Genomic DNA, 23,574 nt, shown 5'->3' with positions numbered 1-23,574 from the left:
CATGGCCGAGGACAGGGTGACGGTGCAGGTCGACGGGCGCCGGCTGGTGTTGTCCAATTTGGACAAGGTCCTCTATCCGGAGGCCGGTTTCACGAAGGGGCAGGTGATCGACTACTACGCGCGGATCGCTCCGGTGATCCTGCCGCACCTGCGGGATCGCGCGCTGACCTTCCGCCGCTGGCCCAATGGCGTCCAGGCAGACCCGTTCTACGAAAAGGACGCCGGACGGCACGCGCCCAGCTGGGGCCGGACCGCGAAGATCGCCGGCGGCGGCCGCGGGCAGAGTGCGGACGTCAACGCCTACCCTCTGGTCAACGACGTGCCGACGTTGATCTGGGCGGCGAACCTCGCCGCGCTGGAGCTGCACGTGCCGCAGTGGACGGTGGGTCCGCGAGGCGCGCGCCGCAACCCGGACCTGCTGGTGTTCGATCTCGACCCGGGGGAGCCGGCGACGATCGTCGACTGCTGCCGGGTCGCCGAGCGGCTGCGTGACCTGCTGGCCGCGGACGGGCTGCGGTTGTACCCGAAGACCAGCGGGTCGAAGGGCATGCAGCTGTACGCGGCGGTGCGCACCGCGACGCCGGAGGACACGTCGGCCTTCGCCAGGGAGGCGGCGAAGAAACTCGCCGCCGAGACCCCGGACCGGGTCACCGCCGCGATGACCAGGAGCCTGCGACCGGGAAAGGTGTTCATCGACTGGAGCCAGAACAACCCGCACAAGACGACGGTCGCGCCGTACTCGCTGCGCGGCCGCGCGGAGCCGACGGTGTCGACGCCGCTCACCTGGGACGAGGTCGAGGCCTGCCGCCGGCCCGCCCAGCTCACGTTCCGCAGCGACGACGTCCTGGACCGCACCGCGGAACTGGGCGACCTGTTCGCCACCCTCCACGGCGAACCGGTCCAGCTGCCCCGCGCACGGTGACCCGCTCTCCCGGCGCCGGCCGTCGAGATCCTCCCGGCCGCAGCGTGCCGGGACACCCCCGCCGGTCCCGACCTGGCCGAACAGTAACGTGAGCCGCATGAGCCCACGGTGGTACGAAGAGGGGGAGGAGCCCGACTACCGGTTCACGCTGGCCAACGAGCGCACGTTCCTCGCCTGGTTGCGGACCGCGCTCGCGCTCGTCGCCGGGTCCGTGGCGCTCATGCAGTTCGTACCGCAGTTCTCCGTCGCCGGGCTGCGGGCCGCCCTCGCCGCGTTGCTCGCCGTCACCGGCACCCTCCTCGCCGGGTTCGGCTACCGCCGCTGGGCGCGGGTGCAGCGGGCGATGCGGCACAAGCGGCCCCTGCCGATGACGTGGCTGCCGTTCATCGTCGGGTGGGCCGCGGCGGCCACCGGGGCCGTCGTCCTCGTAGTCGTGCTGGCCAGTGTGCGATGAGCGATCCGGGGCTCCAGCCGGAGCGCACCGAGCTGGCCTGGCAGCGCACCGCGCTCGCCGCCGCCGTGGCGGCCGTGTTGCTGCTGCGCAGCGGGTTGACCCGGGACGCTCCGCTGGACTTCGCCGCCGCGGGGTGCGCAGTCGTCGTCGTGGTGCTGTGGTTCGTCGCGGTGCGGCGCCCGCCCCGGACCGGCAGTTCCCGCCGTGTCCTCGCCGCGGCCTCGATCGCCGTCGCGGGCGCGGGTGTGCTCACCGCCCTGCAGGTCGTGCTGCTGCCCTGACCGCCTGGCGCAGCGGCGGCCGCGCTGTTCCTGCTCACCGGTGCCGCCGATCACCCGGTGGGCGTCCGGAAATCGCGCTGCGGAATGGTCTTCCGGCCCTAGGCCCGCCCCCTGCGGGGTTCCTAGCATCGGATCCAGACGTTCAACGGCGAACGAGGAATCGAGGCGGCAGAAGTCATGGCGGGCAACAAGGCGGTCACCTACATGGGGCCGGGCAAGGTCGAGGTCGAGACGATCGACTACCCGACCTTCTCGCTCAAGGACGGCCCGGGCGTGCACCAGGCCAACGTGGGACGCGAGGTCAACCACGGTGTCATCCTGAAGAACGTCGCGACCAACATCTGCGGCAGCGACCAGCACATGGTCCGCGGCCGCACCACCGCGCCGGAAGGGCTCGTGCTGGGACACGAGATCACCGGGGAGGTGGTCGAGACGGGCCGGGACGTGGAGTTCATCAAGGAGGGCGACCTGGTTTCGGTGCCGTTCAACATCGCCTGCGGACGGTGCCGGAACTGCAAGGAGGGCAAGACCGGGATCTGCCTCAACGTCAACCCGGACCGGCCGGGTTCGGCGTACGGCTACGTCGACATGGGTGGCTGGGTCGGCGGCCAGGCGGAGTACGTGATGGTGCCCTACGCCGACTGGAACCTGCTGAAGTTCCCGGACCGCGACCAGGCGATGGAGAAGATCCTCGATCTGACCATGCTGTCCGACATCTTCCCGACCGGGTTCCACGGCTGCGTCACGTCGGGCGTGGGTGTCGGGTCGACGGTGTACATCGCGGGCGCGGGTCCGGTCGGTCTCGCCGCGGCGGCGTCTGCGCAGTTGCTGGGCGCGGCCGTGGTCATCGTCGGCGACCTCAATGAGGAGCGGCTGGCGCAGGCCCGCAGTTTCGGCTGCGAGACGGTGGACGTGTCGCAGGGCGACCCGAAGGACCAGATCGAGCAGATCCTCGGCGTGCCCGAGGTGGACTGCGGTGTCGACGCCGTCGGGTTCGAGGCGCGCGGGCACGGCAAGGAGGCGGCGACCGAGCACCCGGCGACGGTGCTGAACTCGCTGATGGACATCACCCGCGCCGGCGGTGCCCTGGGCATCCCCGGCCTGTACGTGACGGGTGACCCGGGCGCTGCCGAGGAGGCGGCGCGTCAGGGTTCGTTGTCCATCCGGATCGGCCTGGGCTGGGCGAAGTCGCACGCGTTCACCACCGGCCAGTGCCCGGTGATGCGTTACCACCGGCGGCTGATGATGGCGATCCTGCACGACCGGGTGCAGATCGCCAAGGCGGTCAACGCGACGCCGATCCCGCTGGCCGAGGCTCCGCGCGGCTACCAGGAGTTCGACAAGGGTGCGGCGCGCAAGTACGTGCTCGACCCGCACGGGATGCTGACCAACGCTTGACCGGTGCTGGTGCCGGGGGCCGGCCGGCCCCCGGCACGGCCGGTCAGACGGGCACCGGCGCCGGGGAGTCCCACTCGATGTGGGACGGCGTGTATCCGCTGTTCCTGGTCAAGGAGGACTACCGGCTGGCGGTGCTGGACGCGGAGATCGCGTTCGTCGACCTGTTCCTAGAGCGGATCGGCGACTGGCGGGACACGTGGGCGAAGGTCCAAGGCTGCTGGGCCGGTCGCGCGCGTCCTGCGCGACCTGCTGATGGCGGTCGCGATGCGGTTCGCCAAGCCGGAGAAGTTCATGTGGCAGTTCGAGCAGCCTTTCGCCGACTCGATCAGCTCGGTGATCTCGGCGCGTTGCTCGCCGAGGTGGCGGTTGCGGTTGTGCAGCAGCGTCACCACGTCGTCGGGCGGCAACGCCCCGATCAGCGACAGCGCGACGACGAAGTGCGGGTGCTCGTGCCGGGGTTCTTCGACCAGTTCCCGCAGCCAGTCCCGCAGTTCCGCGCGGCCTTCCGGGGTGAGGGCGTAGGTGGTGCGCTCGGGCCGGAGGCCCTCGCGCCGGGTTTCCTGCGCGGCGATGAAGCCGGCCTTGACCAGCTGCTGCACGACCATGTAGAGCGAGCCGTGCGCGAACTTGATGCTGCGGGCGTCGCCGTTGGTGCGGAGGGTGCGGCTGAGCTGGTACGGAGCATCGGTTCGCGGGTGAGGTTTGCCGGCCCACGGTCACTGGCACGGTGGCGAGCAGTTACCGCGCGGAATACCCGCTCCGGCCCGCCTCGTTGCCTGGACCATGAAAGCCATCGCGTTGCAGAAGTACGGTTCGGCGGACGACCTCCAGCTGATCGACCTGCCGGACCCCAAGGTCGGCCCGGCCGAGGTGCTCATCCGGGTGAAGGCGGCCGCGGTCAACCCGGTCGACTGGAAGCTCGCCGCCGGCGGGCTGGACGCCCTGATGGAGGTCCGGTTCCCGCTCGTGCCCGGTTGGGACGTCGCGGGCGTGGTCGAGAAGGTGGGGTTGGACGCGGGCGAGTTCGCCGTCGGTGACGAGGTCTTCGGGTACATCCGCAAGGACTGGGTGCAGCAGGGCGCGTACGCGGAGCTGGCGTCGGCGAACGTCCGGATGCTCGCGAAGAAGCCGCGTTCTCTCGACTGGGCGCAGGCCGCAGGCGTGCCGCTCGCGGGGCAGACGGCGTACCGCACGCTCAAGCGGGTGGGTGTCCGGGCCGACGACACGGTGCTGATCCACGCGGCCGCAGGTGGTGTCGGGTCCTTCGCCACGCAGATCGCGGTGGCGCTGGGTGCCCGCGTGATCGGCACGGCGAGCGAGCGCAACCACGACTACCTGCGGTCGCTGGGCGCCGAGCCGGTCACCTACGGCGAGGGCCTGGCCGAGCGGCTGCGCACGGCCGGTGGGATCGACGCGGCCGTGGACTTCGTCGGTGGTGATGCGGTCGAGGTGTCCCTGGAGTTCGTGCGCCCGGATCGGGTGGCGTCGGTCGCCAATCCCGAAGCCGAGGCCCGCGGCGGCCACTACGTGTGGGTCCGCCCGGACGGCGCCGAGCTGGCCGAGCTGGCCCGTCTCGCCGACGAGGGCAAGCTGACCGTGCACGTCGACAAGGCGCTGCCTCTCGCCGAGGCGGCTGAGGCGTGGCGGCTCAGCCAGTCGGGCCGGACCCGGGGCAAGATCGTCCTGACCGTGTAGGTCGCGGTGCACGTCGTGCGGGGCCGGTGTCAGAGCCGTGTCAGGGCCGTGTCAGGGGGGCCGATGATCGTGGTGGCACAACCGCCACGAAAGGACACCCGATGACCCACCCGGTTCCGGTCCCGCACGGCCTTCCGACGGAGCGCGACGCCGGTCCCTTCGACCCGCCCGCCGCGATCACCCGGCTTCGGGACGCCCGCCCGGTCAGTCCGTTGATCTTCCCGGACGGTCACGAGGGCTGGCTGGTCACCGGCTACGAAGAGGTCCGCCGGATGATGACCGACACGCGGTTCAGCTCGAGGCAGGACATCGGTGTCCTCCACGTGCCGTACGGGGTGCCCGGTATGCCCGTCCAGACCGAGCCGTCCCCGCCGATCCCGGGCGTGTTCATCGCCATGGACCCGCCGGAGCACACCCGGCTGCGGCGCCGGCTGACCGGCGCGTTCACGGTCAAGCGCATGAAGGCGCTCGAGGAGCACATCGCCGGAATCGTCGAGCGGCAGCTGGACCACCTGGCGTCCTTGACCGCGCCGGCCGACCTGGTCCGGGAGTTCGCCCTGCCGGTGCCGTCGCTGGTGATCTGCGAGATGCTCGGCGTGCCCTACGCCGACCGGGACACCTTCCAGGTCAACTCCGCGCGGTTCCTGGTCCGGGACCAGCCGCTGGAGGAGAAGATGGCCGCCTACGGTGCGATGATGACGTACCTGTCCGAACTGGTCACCGCCAAGCGCGCCGCCCCGGGCGAGGACATCCTGTCCGACCTGGCCCGCCACGACGACCTGACGATCGAGGAGCTGACCGGCGCCGCCTTCCTGCTGCTGCTCGCGGGCCACGAGACCACCGCCAACATGCTCGGGCTGGGCGCGTTCGCGCTCCTGGAACACCCGGAACAACTGGCCGAACTGCGTGCCGACCCGGACCTGATGCCCGGCGCGGTGGAGGAACTGCTGCGCTACCTGTCCGTCGCCGACATCTTTTACCGCTACGCCACCGAGGACGTCGAGCTCGGGGGTGAACTGATCCCGGAGGGATCGACCGTCGTCGTCTCGTTGCTCGCCGCCAACCGCGACCCGCGGCGCTTCGAGAACCCGGATGTGCTGGACGTGCACCGCACGGCGCGCGGGCACCTGTCGTTCGGCCACGGTGTCCACCAGTGCCTCGGCCAGCAACTGGCCCGGATCGAGATGCGCGCCGGTTTCCACGGGCTGCTCCGCCGGTTCCCCGGCCTCGCGCTCGCCGTGCCCGCCGGTGACGTGAAGCTGCGCACCGACATGAACATCTACGGCGTGCACGAACTCCCGGTCACCTGGTAGCGGCCGGCGACGGCGGCACGAAGAGGCAGAACGGATGGCCGGCCGGGTCGGCGTACACGCGCAGCGGCTCCACGGGGTCGTCGCTCTGGTCGCGCAGCAGCCGTCCGCCCAGGCGCAGGACCCGCTCGTGCTGGGCGTCCAGGTCGTGCTTCGAAGGCACCGTGATGTCGAGGTGCAGCTGCTGCGGGACCGGGCCGTCCGGCCACGTCGCCTCCGGCAGGGAGCCGACCTGCTGGAACGCCAGCTGGGGCACGCCGTCCGGGGTCCGCAGCACCAGCCAGTCGAGATCGCCGTCCTCGTCGCCCGCCCGGTACACCAGCCCGAGCAGTTCGCGGTAGAACTCGGCGAGGCGGCGGGGTTCGGTGCAGTCGAGGACGACCTGGCTCAGGGTCGGTAGCGTCATGTCGATCATTGTGTCGCGACCTCGCGTGTTCCGCCGGGCTGCGCGACACGTGCCTGCCCCGCGAGCGTGCAGCGGCCCCGGCGAGCCCTCAGGCGTGTGGCCGGTACGCCTGCGTCGCCGCGCGCAGGATGGAGGCCTGCAAGCCGCTCGCGTACCGGCTCATCGTGCTCGGCGGCCGGTATACCTGCGGGGGTGGCCGGTAGGCCTGGGCGGCCGCGCGCAAGATCGAGGTCTGTAGGCCGGCGGCGTGTTGTGCCATGGGGCTGGGCGGGGGTGGGCGGTAGGCCTGGGCGGCCGCGCGCAGGATCGAGGTCTGTAGGCCGGCGGCGTGTTGTGCCATGGGGCTGGGCGGGGGTGGCCGGTAGGCCTGGGCGGCGGCACGCAAGATCGACGTTTGCAGGCCGGCGGCGTGCTGGGCCAGGGCCGTCGTCCCGGACCGGGACACGGCGAAGTTGAGGTTGCTGCGCTGCTGGTGCGCGAACTGGACGTGCAGGTGGTCGTGCCCGTCCGAAGCCAGCCAGCCCAGCTGGCCGTGGACGTCGTCCTTGCGCACCTGCGCCAGGGCGGCACCGCCGGGGGTCAGGGCCTGACCCGGGCCGCGCCGCATGGCCTCGATGGCCGCTTCGGGCTTCTGGTTGAACCGCTCCGGGGAAAGCACCGGCTCGTCATTGCCGAAGAAGACCGCCTCACGTTGGTATTCCCGTTTCAGCTCGGGGGAGAACCGCGACGACTGCCGTTGCTTGTCGTGGATCCACTGTCCGTCGTAGTACCGCTTCTTGTCGGGGTGTTTCGGATCGAAGTAGTCCTTCTCGGCACCGGTGGGATCGCTTTTCAGGTTCCGGGTGAGACCGAAGGAGAAGCGGGCGTCGGTTTCCGGGCGTACCTGGACTCCGTTCTCCCGGCCGATGAGATCGCGGTACGCCTGCGCGGTTCCCTCGGCCTGGTCCCGCGCGCTGCTGGTGAATCGCAGGTCGCGGCCGGCGTAGCGGGTCAGGTCGACGGAGCTGCCGTTCCCGTGGATCCGGCCGGCAAGGACGAAGTCCCAGTCCGGATTCTTCCCGGTGGCCCGCCCCGGCCGGTTCGCCCGGCGATCCACCGCCGCGTCGACCCACCGGTTGAGGCCCTGCGCCAGCGCATCGCTGAGCACCGAGGGATCACCGGGGCGGGGGCGGCCGTTGGCGGCGGGCACGCGGCCCGCGGCCTGCTGGAGCTGGCGGCGCACGTCGGGGCTCAGCCCGACCAGGCCCGCCGCGTGCTGGTCGAGCACCCGTTCCGCCGTCCACATCCGGGCGATCTCGTGCACCTTCGACCGCATCCCCTCGATGAACGAGGACGGATGGGTGGCCGGTGGGGTCCACGTCCCGCCCCAGGTCCTCGGCGGCGGCCCGCTCATGCTCCGGCCTCCGCGCCGGCCGTGGCGCGGGCGGTGTTCCGCACGCGGATCAGGTCGTCGACGACGGCCACGTTGAGATCGATGTCGTCGGCCGTGTCCTGCAGCTCGCCGACGCTGATACCGCGCTCGTCGCAGAACTCCCGGACGTGCCGGTCGTTGACCGACAGCGGCAGCGCCAGGGCGTTCTGCAACCAGTGCGTCACCGCACCGCGCACCTCGTCGGCCGACTCCTCGGGCGCATCCAGGAGATCGACCAGATCGTCGCGCAGCTCTTCGGCCTTGGCCCGGAGGTAGCGTTGCAGCTTCCCGTCGAACTGGCGGGTGAAGGTGCGGCCCAGCTGCCCGAGGACGGCGATCACACGCTGCCCCTCGGCCTCGTCGAAACCGTAGTGGGTCAGGACGTGCCGGAGCACGAGGTGTTCGTCGTTAGACCGTTTCCGGGCGCGGTTCAGCGCGGCCGGCTCCACCATCCCGATTCCGGCGAGTGCGGTGACGATTTCCCGGGCGAGCCCGGCATCGCCGTCCGCGTATGCGTTCAGGACGCAGAAAACCAGCTCGGCCCAGCGCGCCGACTCGAGCGGCCATTGGCCCTCCTCGAGGTCGTCGGCGTGAGCGATGAGCAGTGAACGAAGCTCGTCTTCGAGTTCCATCCGGACCTCCGTCCGATTCGGCCGCCGCACCACCGGAAGAACGCAGTACAAGCGGTGACGAAGGTATACCGCTGGGTGCACGTGCTCCAACAATTGATGCACGAATGACGCGAAATCGCTGTTCGAGCGGACCCGGGAGCGGTCAGTGCGTTCACCGATTGGCGGCCAACACCGCCGCGAGGCCCTCTTGCAGATCCTTGACGAAGTACTCGGGAACCTCCAGCGACGGGAAATGCCCTCCGGTTTCGGGGGACCGCCATCGGACGATCTGGCGGTACCGCTCCCGTGCCCAGGGGCGCGGGTACTTCTCGATGTTGCGGGGATAAGTGGTGATCGCCGATGGGACGTCGACCCGGAGGTCGGGGTCGAGCGAGTTGTGGCTTTCGTAGTAGATGCGCGCCGCCGATGCGCCGGTCCGCGTCTGCCAGTACAGGGTCACGTCGTCGAGAACCCGGTCCCGGGAGATCGTCTCGAACGGGCTGTCCTCGGTGTCCGACCATTCGGCGAACTTGTCCAGGATCCAGGCGAGAAGCCCGACCGGTGAGTCGACGAGCGAGTAGCCGACGGTCTGCGGCCGGGTCGCCTGCTGCTTCGCGTACGCGGCGCGGTGGTGCCAGAAATCGCGGGTGTGCTCGACCCACTCGCGTTCGAGCGCCGTCAGTCCGTCCGTGGTGAACCCGGGCGGTCCCGCCGCGAACGTCGTGTGGATGCCGAGAACGTGCTCCGGGAACCGGCCGCCGAGCAGCGTGGTGATGACACCGCCCCAGTCGCCGCCGTGAGCGAGGAACTTGTCGTAGCCGAGCCGTCCCATCAGTTCCACCCAGGCGGCCGCGATCTTCTCGGTTCCCCATCCGGTGGTGGCCGGCTTGTCGCTGTAGCCGAAGCCCGGTAGCGACGGAACCACGACGTGGAACGCCGGTGCGTCCGCGTTTTCCGGGTCTGCCAGCTCGTCCACGACGTCGACGAACTCGGCGACGCTGCCCGGCCACCCGTGCGTCAAGATCAGCGGAGTGGCGTCTGCGCGCGCGGATCGGCGGTGCAGGAAGTGGATTCCCAGATCATCGATGGTCGTGCGGAACTGCCCGATGCGGTCGAGTCGCTTTTCGAACGAGCGCCAGTCGTACCCGGTGCGCCAGTAGTTCACGACATCGGCGAGGTCGGCGAGCGGCACGCCCTGGTCCCATCGGGCCGGGCCGGGCGCGGCGCCGTGGACCGTCTCGGCTTCCGGTAGCCGCGCCGCGGCGAGTCGCGCACGCAGATCGTCGAGGTCAGCGTCAGTGGCACGGGCTTCAAACGCGTGTACGTCGGTGGGCATGAGACCTCCTGTCCGTCGCGGAACCGGCTGAGAACCGGCTAAGACGGTTCTAACACGCCGTCCCGTCCGCGGGCAACCTGCTAAGGTGGTTCCATGCCCGCCGAGTTCCCCGACTTCCGCCTCGGTAGCGTGCTGGCGACGAGCTTCACGGGGACTTTGTCGGAGCGTTACGGCAACCCGGTGGAGCGCATTCCCACCCCGCAGCGGCTCGTCGACTGGCTGGCGGTGAACGGCCTCGCCGTGGCGTCCTGCACCAGTGCGCAGCTCGAACTCGCCCGGGAACTGCGGGAGTCGATCCACGCCGCCGCGACGGCGGCCGCGATGCAGGAGGCTCTTCCTGCCTCTCCGGTCCGGGTCATCAACGACCGCAGCGCTCAGGGCCGGGCCGCGGCTGTCCTGACGCCCGACGGCAGCCGGCGATGGCAGCTCAGCTCGCCTTCCTCGGTGGAGGATGCCCTCGGCGTGATCGCCGCGGACGCGATCAGCATCATCGCGGGCGAACGAGACGGTCGACTGGCCCTGTGCGCCTCGCCGACCTGCCGGGCCGCCTTCTTCGACACCAGCCAGAGCCGCACCCGCAAGTGGTGCGACATGAACACGTGCGGGAATCGGCAGAAGAAAGCGCGTTTCATCGCCAAGCAGCGCACGAACCCCGAACCGGCGAAGTGATCGTCACCGGACGGACGAGAACGACCGGGCGGAGACGCCCTGACATGTGGACGAGCGCGCGATGCTGACCGGCTCCGGCGCCGTGCCGGCCCTTTCGCTCCTCGGCCTGATCCGCCACCTGACCGGTGTCCAGCGCGCATGGTTCACGGCGTTGTGCGGTGCGGACCTCGCCGTCGACGGCGCCGATCCCTGAGGCGTTCGACCCGCTCCGCGAACGCATCGACGGCAGGACCGCCGGTCACACCCGCTCTCGTGGCGGGGAACGCAGCACGGAGGCGAGACGGTTCATCGTGGCGGGCACTGCCCAGTAGTAAACCCAGGTGCCGCGCCGCTCGCCGTCGATGAGGCCGGCCTGGCGCAACAGTTTCAGGTGATGCGAGATGGTCGGCTGGGACAGTTCGAACGCCGGGGTCAGCTCGCACACGCACATCTCGCCGCCTTCCCGGGAGGCGATCATCGACAGCAGCCGCAGCCGCACCGGATCGCCCAGCGCCTTGAACACCCGGGCCAGCTCGACGGCGTCCCCAGCGCCCAACGGTGCGGACGCCAGTCCGGCACAGCACGCAACGGACTGGTCGGCCAGCTCCACTTCCTGCATCGACACCTTTCTATCTTGACGTTTTTCGATCCAAGGCACAAGCTTGCATCCACGAACACCAATACAGCCTGCTGGTATCGGCGGTGTGGGCGAGGAGTGTGTGATGGGTGAGCAGACCACTGACCTGCGGGAGACCGTGCGGGAGCGCTACGCCGCGGCGGCCGTGCAGGTCGCTGAAGGCGGAGTCGCGTGCTGCGGCCCGGAGCCGGTCGAGGTGAACGAGAACTTCGGCTCGACGCTCTACGCCGCCGATGAGCGCGACGCCCTGCCCGCCGAGGCCGTGGCCGCCTCCCTCGGCTGCGGCAACCCGACCGCGGTAGCCGATCTGCACCCCGGAGAGCGAGTACTGGACCTGGGTTCCGGCGGAGGCATCGACGTGCTGTTGTCCGCCCGCCGCGTCGGCCCCACGGGGAAGGCCTACGGCCTGGACATGACCGAAGAGATGCTCGCCCTGGCCCTCGCGAACGCCGCGAAGGCCGGAGCCACGAACGTCGAGTTCCTCAAGGGCACGATCGAGGCGATCCCGCTGCCCGCCAGCACGATCGATGTCGTGATCTCCAACTGCGTGATCAACCTGTCCACCGACAAGCCCGCCGTGTTCGCCGAGACCTTCCGCGTCCTCAAGCCCGGCGGCCGCATCGGAATCTCCGACGTCGTCGCCGACGATGCCCTCTCCCCGGCACAGCGTGCCGAACGCGGCGACCACGTCGGCTGCATCGCCGGCGCGCTGTCCTTCACCGAGTACCGCCAGGGCCTGCAAGCAGCCGGGTTCACGGGCATCGAGATCACCCCGACCCATGCCGTGGCCGACGGGATGCACTCGGCCATCGTCCGCGCCGCCAAGCCGCTCTCCGCTGAGGACGCGGCGATCACGTCGGCCACGGACTCCGGTGGTGGCGTGACCTCCTGCTGCACCCCCGGCGAGCGCGCGGCCGACCCGTCGACCACCGCCGCGCAGGCGAAGGCCGCCGCGGGCTGCGGCTGCCGGCATTGACGTTCCGCCCGGTGTTCCGGCTGCGCGGAGGCCGCTTATGGCCGGGACCATCGACCTCGGGGGCTCAAGGCTTGCCAAGAGGGTGACGTGCGCCCTTCTTGTGTATCGGCCGCCTGTGGCATGGAGACGCGCCTCGGCGGAATGCGCGGAACTTTGCCCGGCTCGCGACAGTTGCATCCGCTGTGACGATTGTGACCGAACAGCTCGGCGTCGCCGTGGGGGGCGAATGGCTCTTCAAGAGCCTGGACCTGTCGGTGAATCCCGGTGAGTGCCTCGCGGTCACCGGCACGAACGGGTCCGGCAAGTCCACTCTGCTCGGCTGCCTCTACGGGACGCGGATGCCATCGGAAGGCTCGGTGACCGTGGGCGGTAAGCAACCCGACGAGCACTCGCCCGCGTTTCGGCGCCGCGTTTCGGTGCTGCTTGAGGACTCGGCGCTGTTCGATGAGCTGAGCCCGCGCCAGCACCTCCATCTGTTGCGCACCTTCCCCGGTGCCCGACCCGAACCCGATGACCTGCTTGCGTGGGCAGGTCTGGATCACCGCGCCGACGTGCCTGCCGGGCAGCTATCTGCCGGCCAGCGGCGTCGTTTGCTCCTGCTGGGCTGCATCGCCCGGCCACACGAGGTCCTGCTGCTGGACGAACCTGAACGCGCTCTCGACGCAGCGGGGCGCGAGTGGCTCACGGAGCTCGTGCGCGGCAGCCTTGCCGCGGGTGCCGCTGTCGTCGTGGTGAGCCATCACGACCCGCTGGTTGACGCGGTCGCCGCAGCGGTGGTGCGGCTCTCGTGATCGACGACCGGGTGACCGTGTGGTTGTGCGCGCTGCTGGGCGTGGGTTTTCTCAGTGTGCCGGTGACCCACGTGCAGGAACTTCGTGCCCAATTCCTCGGCGCGGGTGCGCCGCCGCATTGGGCGGGGGCCGCGGTGCTCGCGGTGAGCGTGCTGCTCGCTGGTTGGTCGTTGGTCCGCAAACGGTTCGCGTGGGCCGACCCGGCATGGTTGACCTGGTCGGACTTCGACGGGTCTCGCACGCGGGTCCTGTATCACCGGCTTCTGCGCGTCTGGGCAGCGCGGTTCGCCGTCGTCGCCTACCTGACCGTGGTCGTCGGGCTGCTGCTCGGCATGTCCTGGCCGGTCGCTCAGGCTTCGGTGTTCGTGCTGGCGGCGGGCGCAGCGCTCGTCGTCGCCTGGCCCGGTGTCCATTCCGGGCGCGCCGATCTGGTGCGCCGCTTTCGCGAGCGGATGGTGCGGCGGACGGCATGGGCGTTCCTGGATCCGTGGGCGCTGCTGCCGTCCGGTCGAGCAGTGGCGTGGCGCGCCGTGCTGAGCGGACGCCTGCTCGTCGTGCGGTTCGTGGTCGCCGGGATGCTCGCGCGAGGCCGGTCACTGCCCGTGGCCCTGGCGCTGGTGGCCGTCGCGGCACTTGCGCACGTGCTGTTCCCGGCGGTCGATCCGGCGTGGTGGTTGGGCTTGGGTGCCTACGGTGCAGGGATGCCGTTCGCGGGCGGGCTCGCCGCACTGACCCGCTCGCGCGGGCTGAGGCGGTGGGTCGGCCACAGCGACCGGGAGATCCGCGTGACCGCGGCCGTCGTGCTGATGCTGTTCATGGCCGCCTGGGCAGGCTTGGCCGTGGCGCTGGGTGTCTCACTGACCGGCCACGGCGCACTTGCCCTCGTCGTGGCGGCGGCCGCCGTCGTCCGCACGGTCACCAGATCCGGTATGGACTTCGGCAATCTTGGCGTCACATCGGTCGCGGGCATCCTGATGCCGGTAGGTCTGCTGGTCCAAACGCTGCACGGGCCGGACCTACTGGTGATCTGCCTGCTCTTGCTCGGCACAGGTGCTCTGCTCGCCGTCCCCGTCTCTCTCGCACTGTCGGCCGCGGCGACGATCGGGTTCCGCACGCCACGGCCTGGGTAGCGGTGCAGCCGTCGCCTGATGGCGTCTCGATCACGCCGTGCCGGGGGCGGCAACGCTCGTCCGATCCGCCGGCGGGCCTGGGTCTCGGGGCGGACCAAGGACCCGGGGCTTACGCCGAACCCCGGCCGCCGCTTCCGGACCACCGCTCCCTGAGTCGCGCACAGGTTGCCGCTCTGTCTGACGCCTGCAGCTCCTACGGCGTGATCGTCCGGTCGAGCGAGCGCTCAGTGGAGGCCTATGGACGTGCACACACGCATTGCACGCCGATCCCCGGGTTTGATCGCGGCCGGCCGTGTTGCCCGGGAAGCACATGAATCGGCCCCTACCGCGTTTTCGCTGGCAGGGGCCGGTTTTTACAGGTGGAGAAGGGGTGCCCTCGGCAGGATTCGAACCTGCGACACCTGCCTCCGGAGGGCAGTGCTCTATCCCCTGAGCTACGAGGGCTTCATCGCTGTGCGACGTGGTACAGCCTAGCGCACCCGGGTTTCCGCCTGGCGAGCGGCTACCCCTAATCCCGGCAGCGATGATTAAGCTGTGGAGCAAGGTAAGCCTCACCTGCCATTGCACACATGCGCATATCACTATATATTCCGGGTGCGGGCGAAGGAGGTACGAGCGCAACATGGGACACGGCCACGGACACGGGCACCAGCTGCCTGCCAGCGCGTCGGGCCGCCATCAGTCACGGCTGGCCGCGGCGCTCGGGATCGGGGTCGCGTTCCTGGTCCTCGAGGTCGTCGTCGGGGTGGCCACCGGGTCGCTCGCGCTGATCTCCGACGCCGGTCACATGCTGACCGACGTCCTCGGCCTCGGCATGGCGCTCACGGCGATCGTCCTGGCGCGCCGGTCGGGGCCGACGTACCGGCGCACGTTCGGGCTGTACCGCGCCGAGGTGCTCGCCGCCCTGGCCAACGCCCTCCTGCTCTTCGCGGTCGCCGGTTACGTGGTCTTCGAAGCCGTCCAGCGGATCGCGGAGCCACCCGAGGTGCCCGGGCTCCCGGTGCTGCTCGTGGCCGCCGGCGGGCTGGCCGCGAACGTCGTCGCGTTCGCGCTGCTGCGCGAGGGCGCCACGGAAAGCCTCAACCTCCGCGGCGCGTACCTGGAGGTGCTCGCCGACCTGATCGGCTCGATCGGTGTGCTGATCAGCGGCGCGATCACGCTCACCACGGGCTGGCGTTACGCCGACCCCATCGTGGGTGTGGCGATCGGACTGTTCGTGCTGCCGCGGACCGTCGCGCTGGCCCGGCGGGCACTGCGCATCCTGTTCCAGCACGCCCCCGCGGACCTCGACGTCGAGCGCATCAGCGCGGACCTCGCCGCCCTTGCCGGGGTGTGCGACGTGCACGACCTGCACGTGTGGACGCTCACGTCGGGCATGGAGGTCGCCTCGGCGCACCTCACCTTGGAACGCGCCGCGCAGCCGGCCGAGGTGCTCGCCGCCGCGCAGACCCTCCTGGCGGACGAGTACTCCATCAAACACGCCACGCTCCAGTGCGAACCGCGCGAATCGGCGGCGCGCTGCAACGAACTCCGCTGGTGACGGGCCGGCGCGTCAGGGGTAGGGGAGCGGCTGCGCGCCACGCGCGGTGAGCATCGTCCGCATCTGCGTCATCTCCGCGCCCTGGGAGGTGAGGATGCTCTGGGTCAGCGCCTTGACCGCCGCCACCGTGGTGTGGTCGTGCGCGTACTGCGCCATCTCCGTGCCGCCCTGGTGGTGCCGCAGCATCAGCTGCAGGAAGTACACGTCCAGCTCACGACCGGACAGCGACCGCAGCTTGGCCAGCTCCGTGTTGGTGGCCATCCCGGGCATCACCGCCCCGTCGGACCCGCCCGCGGCGGCCGTCGTCGGCGCCATCGCCATGTGGCCGTGCCCCGCGTCGGAGGTCATCCAGGACATCGGCGCGCCGGTGGCCTGCTCCGGCTGGCCCCACAGCATGAGCCAGCCCTTCATCCGGCCGACCTGTTCGCGCTGCGTGGACTCGATGTCGAATGCGAGCTGCTTGAGTTCCGGGTCGGTGGTGTGGTCCCGCTCCCAGCTCGCCATCGTCACCGCCTGCAGGTGGTGCACCGACATGTCCTGCGCGAACCCGGCCTCCACCGACCCGGCGGCCGGTGTCGCCGACGAGTCCGGCCGCAGGGCGAGCTGCGTCAGGAACATCCCCAGCACCGCACCGACCAGCAGCACCACGACCACCGTCGCGCCGATGACGACCGGCCGGGGACCCGGGCGGTCCGCCGCCGGGGACTCGTCTTCGCCGGCCATCACGATCAGGACGTCGGCGCCGGGGCCGGCGGCATGCCCGAGTCCTGCTGCGTGCCCGTCGAGCCCTGGTAGTTCATCGGCTTGGCGTCCGGTCCCGGCGGGGCCGGGTCGAACGGCGGCGGGTTGTCCGGGTCGAACGCGCCCGGGCCGAGCGCGTCGCACGAGGCACCGACCTCCGGATAGGTGTTCTGGTTGGTTCGCAGGGCCGCGATGAACTCGTCGATGCGCTGGTCGCCGGCCGAGTCGACCTTGAGCTGGTGCCCCCACGACTGGAGCGACACCGGCTTGTCCAGCCCCGGGTAGGGCGACATCATCGTGTACGGCTTGCCCTCGACCTTGCCCTTGAGCGTGTTCAGCGCGTCACCGGTGACCTGGTCCGGGTTGTAGGCGATCCACACCGCGCCGTGCTCGAGCGAGTGCACCATGTTCTCGGTGCGCACCGCCTTCGGGTAGACGATGCCGTTGCACGCCGCCCAGTAGCCGTCGTGCGGGCCGCCGAAGGGCGGCGAGTGGTCGTAGGCCACCCGCTCGGTCGGCAGGACGTGCACGCTGCCCTGGTACTGCGCGGTGACGATGCCGGAGATCTTCAGCGACGGGTCCGGGTTGTCCGCGGTCGGCGCCCAGCTCGCCAGCGCGCGCTTGGGCGCCGACTGGACCAGGTAGTAGGTGACCACCACGGCGGCCAGCGCGACGACCGCGACCACCGAGATGATCGTGCCCCAGGGCACGCCCTTCTTGGACACCACCGAACCGCGGGCAGCCGTCACGCTGCCCTTCTTCGGTGCGCCCTTCTTCTTCGTGCCGCTGGCCATGGCTCCCGCGTCTCCTGTCAACTGGATATACCGGGGTAGAGTTTAGGGACCCCGTGTTCGGTCCCTGTCAACGCCCGAGGTCGTGGCCCTTACACTCGGCTGGTGACTCCCGAGGCCCTAGCTGACCTGGTCCGTACGTCCGCCGAGCGGGTGCTCTCCACCCGCGGCGCCGACACCGCCCTGCTCCCCGCCGCGGTGACGGTCGAGCGCCCGCGCAACCCGGAGCACGGAGACTACGCCACCAACGTCGCGCTGCAGGTGGCGAAGAAGGCCGGCCTCGCCCCCCGCGAGTTCGCCCAGGAGCTCGCGGACGCGCTCGCGGAAGCGACCGGCATCGCCTCGGCCGAGATCGCCGGCCCGGGTTTCGTGAACCTCCGGCTGGCCGCCGACGCGCAGGGCGAGCAGATCCGCCAGGTGCTCACCCTCGGCGATACCTACGGCCGAGGCACCGCGCTGGCCGGCCGCCGGATCAACCTCGAGTTCGTCTCGGCCAACCCGACCGGCCCCGTCCACCTGGGCGGTACGCGCTGGGCCGCGGTGGGCGACGCGCTCGGCCGCGTCCTCACCGCGCAGGGCGCCGAGGTCACCCGCGAGTACTACTTCAACGACGCCGGCGCGCAGATCGACCGGTTCGTGCGGTCGCTGATCGCCGCCGCGAAGGGCGAGCCCGCGCCGGAGGACGGCTACGCCGGTGGCTACATCTCCGACATCGCCGCCGAGGTCCTGCGCCAGGAGCCCAGCGCGCTGTCGCTGCCGGAGGACGAGCGGAACGAGACGTTCCGCCGGGTCGGCGTCGAGCTGATGTTCGCCGAGATCAAGAACAGCCTGCACCAGTTCGGCACCGACTTCGACGTCTACTTCCACGAGGACTCGCTGCACAGCAGTGGCGCGGTGGAGAAGGCCGTGGCGAGCCTGAAGGAGAACGGCAGCCTCTACGAGGCCGACGGCGCCTGGTGGTTGCGCTCCACCGAATTCGGCGACGACAAGGACCGCGTGGTCATCAAGAGCGACGGCGCCCCCGCCTACATCGCCGGTGACATCGCCTACCTGCAGGACAAGATCAACCGCGGGTTCGACCTGTGCATCTACATGCTCGGCGCGGACCACCACGGCTACATCGCCCGGCTCAAGGCCGCCGCGTCGGCGATGGGCCACGACCCGGACGTGGTCGAGGTGCTGATCGGCCAGCTGGTGAACCTGGTCAGCGACGGCAAGCCGGTCCGGATGAGCAAGCGCGCCGGCACGGTGATCACGATGGAGGACCTGGTCGAGGCCGTCGGCGTGGACGCCGCGCGGTACGAGCTGACCCGCTACTCGGTGGACTCCTCTTTGGACATCGACCTCGACCTGCTGCGCAAGAGCAGCGACGAGAACCCGGTGTACTACGTGCAGTACGCGCACGCCCGGCTCGCCTCGCTGCAGCGCAACGCCGCGGAACTCGGACTGGAGTACCGCGACGACGCCGACTTCGGGCTGCTCACCCTCGACCGCGAGGGTGACCTGATCCGCACGATCGGGGAGTTCCCCACGGTCGTGCAGCGCGCCGCCGAGTTGCGGGAACCGCACCGGGTCGCGCGTTACCTGGAAAGCCTGGCCGGCGCGTTCCACAAGTTCTACGCCGTCGCGCAGGTCCTCCCCAAGGGCGACGAACAGGCCACGCCGCTCACCTTCGCGCGGCTCGCCCTGTGCGAGGCGGCGCGCCAGGTGTTCGCCAACGGTCTCGCCCTGCTCGGTGTCTCCGCTCCGGAACGGATGTAACTTCTGATGGCTCACCCCGCCGGCCCGCGGCACGCGGAGGTCTACCCGCACGCCGACGCCTCCGGTTTCCCACCCTCCAGTTCCGAGGAGCTCGACCGGCTCTACCCGAAGGTCTGGCCCCGCAACACCTACCGCGCCCCGGACGGTGTCGTGCGCATCGCCGGTGTCGACGTCCGGCAGCTGGCCGAGACGTACGGCACACCGCTGTTCGTCGTGGACGAGGCGGACTTCAAGTCCCGCTGCGCCGAGTACGCGGAGGCGTTCGACGACCCGTCGCTGGTGCACTACGCGGCCAAGGCGTTCCTGTGCACCGAGGTGGCCCGCTGGGTCGCGGCGCAGGGGCTGAGCATGGACGTCGCCAGCGGCGGTGAGCTGGCGGTCGCACTGCGGGCCGGGTTCCCGCCGGAGCGGATCACCTTCCACGGCAACAACAAGTCGGTCGCCGAGCTGGAGACCGCGGTCGGCGCCGGGGTCGGCACGGTCGTGCTCGACTCCTACTACGAGATCGCGCGGCTGGCCGATGTGGCCGCGCGGCTCGATGTCGAGCAGAAGGTGCTCATCCGCGTCACGGTCGGCGTGGAGGCGCACACCCACGAGTTCATCGCCACCGCGCACGAGGACCAGAAGTTCGGGTTCTCGCTCGCGGCCGGCGACGCGGCCGAGGCGGTGCGCCGCGTGCTCAACGCGCCGTCGCTGCGGCTGGTCGGCCTGCACAGCCACATCGGCTCGCAGATCTTCGACGCCGACGGCTTCGAGGTCGCCGCGCGCCGGGTGATCGGGCTGATGGCCGAGCTGGTCAAGGAGCACGGCGAGGGGCTGCTGGAGCAGCTGTCGCTGGTGGACCTCGGCGGTGGCTTCGGGATCGCCTACACCGACAAGGACAACCCGCCACCGCCGGCGCAGATGATCACGCAGATCCGCGAGATCGTGCGCAAGGAGTGCGAGTTCGCGGGCCTGCCGGTGCCGCGCATCGCGGGCGAGCCGGGTCGCGCCATCGCCGGCCCGGGCACCGTCACGCTCTACGAGGTCGGCACCATCAAGGACGTGTCGCTCGGGGACACCGAGTCGCGGCGGTACGTCAGCGTCGACGGCGGGATGAGCGACAACATCCGCACGCCGCTCTACGACGCCGTGTACGACGTCCGCCTGGTCTCGCGGGCGAGCGACGACGGGACGAACGAGCAGGTCGGCGCGGCGTTGAGCCGGGTGGTGGGCAAGCACTGCGAGTCCGGTGACATCGTGGTGCGCGACTGCTGGCTGCCCGACACCCTCGCCCCGGGCGACCTGCTCGCGGTCGCCGCGACCGGCGCCTACTGCTACTCCATGGCCAGCAACTACAACCGGCAGCCGCGCCCGGCGGTCGTCGCGGTCCGCAACGGCAGCGCGCGGCTGCTGCTGCGCCGCGAGACGATCGACGACATGCTGCAGCTGGAGGTGTCGTGACTGCAATGTCCACTGTAGACGGCAAAACGGTACGGGTGGCGCTGCTGGGCTGCGGCACGGTGGGTACCGAGGTGGCCCGCCTGCTCACCGAGCACGCCGACGAGCTGGCCGCCCGCGCCGGCGCCCCGGTCGAGCTGGCCGGCATCGCGGTGCGCCGCCCGGACAAGCACCCCGAGCTGCCGCAGCACCTGCTGACCCACGACGCGGCCGCGCTCGTCGAGTCCGATGTGGACGTCGTGGTCGAGCTGATCGGTGGCGTCGACCCGGTGCGCGAGTGGCTGCTCACCGCCCTGCGCAAGGGGAAGTCCGTCGTCACCGCGAACAAGGCGCTGCTGGCCGAGCACTCCGCGGAGCTGTTCGAGGCCGCTGACTCCGCCGGTGCCGACCTCTACTTCGAGGCCGCGGTGGCCGGGGCGATCCCGCTGCTGCGCCCGCTGCGCGAGTCGCTGGCCGGTGACCGCATCACCAAGGTGATGGGCATCGTCAACGGCACCACGAACTTCATCCTCTCCGCGATGGATTCCACCGGTGCCGGCTACGCCGAGACCCTGGACGAGGCCAGCCGGCTGGGTTACGCCGAGGCGGACCCGACCGCGGACGTGGACGGCTACGACGCGGCGTCGAAGGCGGCCATCCTCGCCTCGCTCGCCTTCCACACCCGCGTCACCGCTTCCGACGTGCACCGCGAGGGCATCGCGAACGTCTCCGCCTCGGACATCGCGGCGGCGAAGGCGCTGGGCCGCACGGTGAAGCTGCTGTCCATCTGCGAGCGCGTGGCGAGCGCGGACGGCACCGAGTCGGTCTCCGCGCGGGTGCACCCGGTGATGATCCCGCGCAGCCACCCGCTGGCGAGCGTCGGCGGCGCGTTCAACGCGGTGTTCGTCGAGGCCGACGCGGCCGGCCAGCTGATGTTCTACGGCCAGGGCGCCGGCGGGGCGCCCACCGCCAGCGCGGTGCTCGGCGACCTGGTGGCGGTGGCGCGCAACCGGGTGATCGGCGGACGCGGCCCGCGCGAGTCCGCGCACGCCGCGCTGCCGGTGCGGCCGATGGGGCAGACCCCGACCCGCTACCACGTCAGCCTCGACGTCGCCGACAAGCCGGGTGTGCTCGCCCAGGTCGCGCACGTGTTCGCGGACCACGAGGTGAGCATCGCGGCGGTCCGGCAGCGGGACCGGAACGACACGGCGAGCCTGGTCATCGTGACGCACCTCGCACCGGACGCGGCACTGCAAGCCACCGTCGAGGCCATCGGGACAATGGACGTCGTCAACGAGGTCGTCAGCGTGATGCGGGTGGAAGGCGAGGATTCATGACTGCGAAGGCCGGCTGGCCCGGGATCATCGAGGCGTACGCCGACCGGGTGCCGGTTCCGGCCGGGGCGGAGGTCGTGACCCTCGGTGAGGGCAACACGCCGCTGATGCCCGCACCGCACCTGTCCGAGCTGACCGGCTCGACGGTCTACCTGAAGGTCGAAGGGGCCAACCCGACCGGCTCGTTCAAGGACCGCGGCATGACGGTCGCGATCACCCACGCGAAGGCCAGCGGGCTGCAGGCGGTCATTTGCGCCTCCACCGGCAACACCTCGGCCTCGGCCGCCGCCTACGCCGCGCGCGCCGGGCTCACCTGCGCGGTCCTCATCCCGCAGGGCAAGATCGCGATGGGCAAGCTCGCGCAGGCCATCCTGCACGGTGCCCGCATCCTGCAGATCGACGGCAACTTCGACGACTGCCTCGAGCTGGCCCGCAAGACCGCGATCGACCACCCGGTGACGCTGGTCAACTCCGTCAACCCGGTGCGCCTGATCGGCCAGAAGACCGCCGCGTGGGAGATCTGCGACGTCCTCGGCGAGGCGCCGGACATCCACTGCCTGCCGGTCGGCAACGCCGGCAACATCACCGCCTACTGGGCCGGGTACTCCGAGTACGCCGCGGATGGTGTGGTGAAGAACACGCCGCGCATGTTCGGCTTCCAGGCCGCCGGAGCCGCACCGCTGGTGCGGGGCGAGCCGGTGGCCGAGCCGGAGACGATCGCGACCGCGATCCGCGTCGGCAGCCCGGCCTCCTGGGAGGGCGCGGTCAAGGCGAAGAACGGCTCCGGTGGCCTGTTCGAGGCGGTGACCGACGAGAAGATCCTCGCCGCGTACCGGCTGCTGGCCAGCAAGGAGGGCGTGTTCGTCGAGCCGGCGTCGGCGACCAGCGTCGCGGGCCTGCTCGCCACCGCCGCCGACGGCCGCATCCCGAAGGGCTCGACGGTGGTGTGCACGGTCACCGGCCATGGCCTGAAGGACCCGGGCACCGCGCTGGAGGGCAACGTCGAGGTCGAGCCGCTGGCGGTGGACCCGCGCGCCGTGGCCTCCGCGCTGGAGCTGGCGTGACCGCTCTGCGCGTCACCGTCCCGGCGTCGAGCGCGAACCTCGGCCCGGGTTTCGACGCGCTCGGGCTGGCGCTCGGGCTGCACGACGTCGTCGAGGTGCAGGTGACCGACGCCGGTCTCAAGGTCGAGGTGTTCGACTCCGGGGCCGGCGGGGTCGAGGACGTCCCCACGGACGAGACCCACCTGGTCGTGCGCGCGCTGCGGCGCGCGTGCCAGTACCTCGGCGTCACCCCGCCGGGTCTGCACCTGCGGTGCTTCAACAAGATCCCGCACGCGCGCGGGCTGGGCTCCTCGGCCGCGGCGGTGGTGTCCGGCATCGCGGCCGGCTACGCCCTCGCCGGCCGCACCCTCGACGGGGACGCGGTGCAGCTGGCCGCGGAGTTCGAGGGCCACGCGGACAACGCGGCTGCCAGCCTGCTGGGTGGTTTCGTGCTGGCCTGGTGCGACCACGGCCGCTTCCACGCGGAACGGCTCACGCCGCACCCGGAGATCCGGCCGGTCGTGGCGGTGCCGCCGGTGAAGTCGTCGACCGAGGCCACGCGCGGCCTGTTGCCCGCCGAGGTGCCGCACGCCGACGCCGCGTTCTCCGCGGGCCGCGCGGCGCTCGCGGTGCACGCGCTGACGACCGACCCGTCGCTGCTGCTGCCGGCCACCGAGGACCGCCTGCACCAGCACTACCGCGAGCCCGCGTATCCGGCGACCGGCCGCCTGGTGCGGGACCTGCGTGCCGCGGGCGTCGCGGCCACCGTGTCCGGTGCGGGGCCGACCGTGCTGGCGCTGACGATCGACGGAATAATCCCGCCGGTGGCGGGCGTTGAGGGTTTCGAAGTCATCGAGCTGCCGGTCGATCAGGCCGGGGTCCGGGTCACGAGCCGGTAGATTCCGTGCGGAGATTCGCGGCGCGCCGGGGGGGTGGTTG

The 23,574-nt window shown here is 70.9% G+C and carries 25 protein-coding genes and 1 tRNA gene; 17 read left to right on the top strand and 9 right to left on the bottom strand.

The window, feature by feature from the left end; genetic code table 11:
- The first annotated feature begins 1 nt into the window (after position 1).
- The 4 genes from ligD to fdhA all read left to right on the top strand — a co-directional run bounded on the left by ligD (position 2) and on the right by fdhA (position 3,055).
- Complete coding sequence (ligD, locus tag FHX46_RS23270) at positions 2 to 922, top strand: non-homologous end-joining DNA ligase (protein ID WP_167118906.1); 921 nt, start codon at positions 2 to 4, stop codon at positions 920 to 922.
- A 97-nt stretch (positions 923 to 1,019) separates the two neighbouring features.
- The gene (locus tag FHX46_RS23265; RefSeq protein WP_167099160.1) at positions 1,020 to 1,376 is read left to right on the top strand and encodes a YidH family protein; all 357 of its coding nucleotides are present in this window, start codon (positions 1,020 to 1,022) and stop codon (positions 1,374 to 1,376) included.
- Positions 1,373 to 1,657: a DUF202 domain-containing protein gene (locus FHX46_RS23260; protein ID WP_167118903.1), complete on the top strand. Its 285-nt coding sequence runs from the start codon at positions 1,373 to 1,375 to the stop codon at positions 1,655 to 1,657. The genes FHX46_RS23265 and FHX46_RS23260 overlap by 4 nt, the downstream gene beginning before the upstream one ends.
- A 177-nt stretch (positions 1,658 to 1,834) precedes the next feature.
- Positions 1,835 to 3,055, top strand: coding sequence for a formaldehyde dehydrogenase, glutathione-independent (fdhA, locus tag FHX46_RS23255; protein WP_167118900.1), 1,221 nt, complete (start codon positions 1,835 to 1,837; stop codon positions 3,053 to 3,055).
- Positions 3,056 to 3,222: 167 nt separating this feature from the next.
- Here fdhA and FHX46_RS23250 read toward each other — a convergent pair whose 3' ends face one another.
- A complete protein-coding gene (locus FHX46_RS23250) occupies positions 3,223 to 3,687 on the bottom strand; it encodes a PadR family transcriptional regulator (protein ID WP_390622658.1) in 465 nt (154 codons plus the stop codon).
- A gap of 151 nt (positions 3,688 to 3,838) precedes the next feature.
- Between FHX46_RS23250 and FHX46_RS23245 the strand changes: the two genes are divergently transcribed.
- Positions 3,839 to 4,750 (top strand): NADP-dependent oxidoreductase, encoded by a 912-nt coding sequence (locus tag FHX46_RS23245; RefSeq protein ID WP_167118896.1) that lies wholly within the window; start codon positions 3,839 to 3,841, stop codon positions 4,748 to 4,750.
- A gap of 101 nt (positions 4,751 to 4,851) precedes the next feature.
- Positions 4,852 to 6,063 (top strand): cytochrome P450, encoded by a 1,212-nt coding sequence (locus FHX46_RS23240; RefSeq protein WP_167118893.1) that lies wholly within the window; start codon positions 4,852 to 4,854, stop codon positions 6,061 to 6,063.
- Here FHX46_RS23240 and FHX46_RS23235 read toward each other — a convergent pair.
- From FHX46_RS23235 to FHX46_RS23220, 4 genes are all read right to left on the bottom strand, one after another.
- Positions 6,053 to 6,475 carry a VOC family protein gene (locus tag FHX46_RS23235; protein ID WP_167118890.1) on the bottom strand — a complete coding sequence of 141 codons (423 nt, stop codon included), beginning with the start codon at positions 6,473 to 6,475 and terminating at the stop codon, positions 6,053 to 6,055. The two genes, FHX46_RS23240 and FHX46_RS23235, sit on opposite strands and share 11 nt — an antisense overlap.
- Positions 6,476 to 6,554: 79 nt before the next feature.
- Entirely contained in the window at positions 6,555 to 7,859 is a 1,305-nt protein-coding gene (locus FHX46_RS23230) for a hypothetical protein (RefSeq protein WP_167118887.1), read from the bottom strand.
- Positions 7,856 to 8,509, bottom strand: coding sequence for a hypothetical protein (locus FHX46_RS23225; RefSeq protein ID WP_167118884.1), 654 nt, complete (start codon positions 8,507 to 8,509; stop codon positions 7,856 to 7,858). Before FHX46_RS23225 ends, FHX46_RS23230 begins: the two co-directional genes overlap by 4 nt.
- 151 nt (positions 8,510 to 8,660) lie before the next feature.
- Positions 8,661 to 9,824, bottom strand: a complete 1,164-nt coding sequence (locus FHX46_RS23220; protein WP_167118881.1) for an epoxide hydrolase family protein — start codon at positions 9,822 to 9,824, stop codon at positions 8,661 to 8,663.
- 93 nt (positions 9,825 to 9,917) lie between these two features.
- Here FHX46_RS23220 and FHX46_RS23215 point away from each other — a divergent pair, with 93 nt between their 5' ends.
- Positions 9,918 to 10,493 carry a CGNR zinc finger domain-containing protein gene (locus FHX46_RS23215; protein WP_167118878.1) on the top strand — a complete coding sequence of 192 codons (576 nt, stop codon included), beginning with the start codon at positions 9,918 to 9,920 and terminating at the stop codon, positions 10,491 to 10,493.
- A gap of 46 nt (positions 10,494 to 10,539) precedes the next feature.
- Positions 10,540 to 10,686: a DUF664 domain-containing protein gene (locus FHX46_RS23210; protein WP_167118875.1), complete on the top strand. Its 147-nt coding sequence runs from the start codon at positions 10,540 to 10,542 to the stop codon at positions 10,684 to 10,686.
- A 45-nt stretch (positions 10,687 to 10,731) separates the two neighbouring features.
- Here the strand turns inward: FHX46_RS23210 and FHX46_RS23205 are convergent, their stop codons facing one another.
- Positions 10,732 to 11,091 carry an ArsR/SmtB family transcription factor gene (locus FHX46_RS23205; protein WP_208401651.1) on the bottom strand — a complete coding sequence of 120 codons (360 nt, stop codon included), beginning with the start codon at positions 11,089 to 11,091 and terminating at the stop codon, positions 10,732 to 10,734.
- A 103-nt stretch (positions 11,092 to 11,194) separates the two neighbouring features.
- Between FHX46_RS23205 and arsM the strand changes: the two genes are divergently transcribed.
- From arsM to FHX46_RS29070, 3 genes are all read left to right on the top strand, one after another.
- On the top strand, positions 11,195 to 12,085 hold the full coding sequence (gene arsM, locus FHX46_RS23200; RefSeq protein ID WP_167118869.1) for an arsenite methyltransferase: 891 nt from the start codon (positions 11,195 to 11,197) through the stop codon (positions 12,083 to 12,085).
- A 182-nt stretch (positions 12,086 to 12,267) separates the two neighbouring features.
- Positions 12,268 to 12,876 carry an ABC transporter ATP-binding protein gene (locus FHX46_RS23195; protein WP_313886228.1) on the top strand — a complete coding sequence of 203 codons (609 nt, stop codon included), beginning with the start codon at positions 12,268 to 12,270 and terminating at the stop codon, positions 12,874 to 12,876.
- On the top strand, positions 12,873 to 14,006 hold the full coding sequence (locus FHX46_RS29070; protein ID WP_167118866.1) for a DUF6297 family protein: 1,134 nt from the start codon (positions 12,873 to 12,875) through the stop codon (positions 14,004 to 14,006). The genes FHX46_RS23195 and FHX46_RS29070 overlap by 4 nt, the downstream gene beginning before the upstream one ends.
- Positions 14,007 to 14,377: 371 nt before the next feature.
- Here FHX46_RS29070 and FHX46_RS23185 read toward each other — a convergent pair.
- Positions 14,378 to 14,450 (bottom strand) — tRNA-Arg (locus FHX46_RS23185).
- Positions 14,451 to 14,628: 178 nt separating this feature from the next.
- Between FHX46_RS23185 and FHX46_RS23180 the strand changes: the two genes are divergently transcribed.
- Positions 14,629 to 15,546, top strand: coding sequence for a cation diffusion facilitator family transporter (locus tag FHX46_RS23180; RefSeq protein ID WP_167118863.1), 918 nt, complete (start codon positions 14,629 to 14,631; stop codon positions 15,544 to 15,546).
- A 12-nt stretch (positions 15,547 to 15,558) separates the two neighbouring features.
- On the opposite strand, the gene FHX46_RS23175 is transcribed toward FHX46_RS23180, so the two are convergent.
- Together FHX46_RS23175 and FHX46_RS23170 are read right to left on the bottom strand one after the other, a co-directional pair.
- Positions 15,559 to 16,269, bottom strand: a complete 711-nt coding sequence (locus FHX46_RS23175; protein WP_167118860.1) for a DUF305 domain-containing protein — start codon at positions 16,267 to 16,269, stop codon at positions 15,559 to 15,561.
- Positions 16,270 to 16,274: 5 nt separating this feature from the next.
- Complete coding sequence (locus FHX46_RS23170) at positions 16,275 to 17,081, bottom strand: DUF3105 domain-containing protein (protein ID WP_167118857.1); 807 nt, start codon at positions 17,079 to 17,081, stop codon at positions 16,275 to 16,277.
- A gap of 102 nt (positions 17,082 to 17,183) precedes the next feature.
- Between FHX46_RS23170 and argS the strand changes: the two genes are divergently transcribed.
- From argS to thrB, 5 genes are read left to right on the top strand one after another with little or no spacing between them, the layout of a single operon-like run.
- Positions 17,184 to 18,839: an arginine--tRNA ligase gene (argS, locus tag FHX46_RS23165; protein ID WP_167118854.1), complete on the top strand. Its 1,656-nt coding sequence runs from the start codon at positions 17,184 to 17,186 to the stop codon at positions 18,837 to 18,839.
- A gap of 6 nt (positions 18,840 to 18,845) precedes the next feature.
- Positions 18,846 to 20,282, top strand: a complete 1,437-nt coding sequence (lysA, locus tag FHX46_RS23160) for a diaminopimelate decarboxylase (protein WP_167099111.1) — start codon at positions 18,846 to 18,848, stop codon at positions 20,280 to 20,282.
- Positions 20,283 to 20,287: 5 nt separating this feature from the next.
- Positions 20,288 to 21,595, top strand: coding sequence for a homoserine dehydrogenase (locus FHX46_RS23155; protein WP_167118851.1), 1,308 nt, complete (start codon positions 20,288 to 20,290; stop codon positions 21,593 to 21,595).
- Positions 21,592 to 22,656 carry a threonine synthase gene (gene thrC, locus FHX46_RS23150; protein ID WP_167118848.1) on the top strand — a complete coding sequence of 355 codons (1,065 nt, stop codon included), beginning with the start codon at positions 21,592 to 21,594 and terminating at the stop codon, positions 22,654 to 22,656. Before FHX46_RS23155 ends, thrC begins: the two co-directional genes overlap by 4 nt.
- Positions 22,653 to 23,534, top strand: a complete 882-nt coding sequence (gene thrB / locus FHX46_RS23145; protein WP_167118845.1) for a homoserine kinase — start codon at positions 22,653 to 22,655, stop codon at positions 23,532 to 23,534. Before thrC ends, thrB begins: the two co-directional genes overlap by 4 nt.
- The last annotated feature ends 40 nt before the right edge of the window (positions 23,535 to 23,574 follow it).

This window comes from Amycolatopsis viridis (genome assembly GCF_011758765.1).
Taxonomy (GTDB): Bacteria; Actinomycetota; Actinomycetes; order Mycobacteriales; family Pseudonocardiaceae; genus Amycolatopsis_E; species Amycolatopsis_E viridis.
Note: the sequence above shows the minus strand (reverse complement) of the source record. Positions and strands in the feature narration are given on the sequence as shown.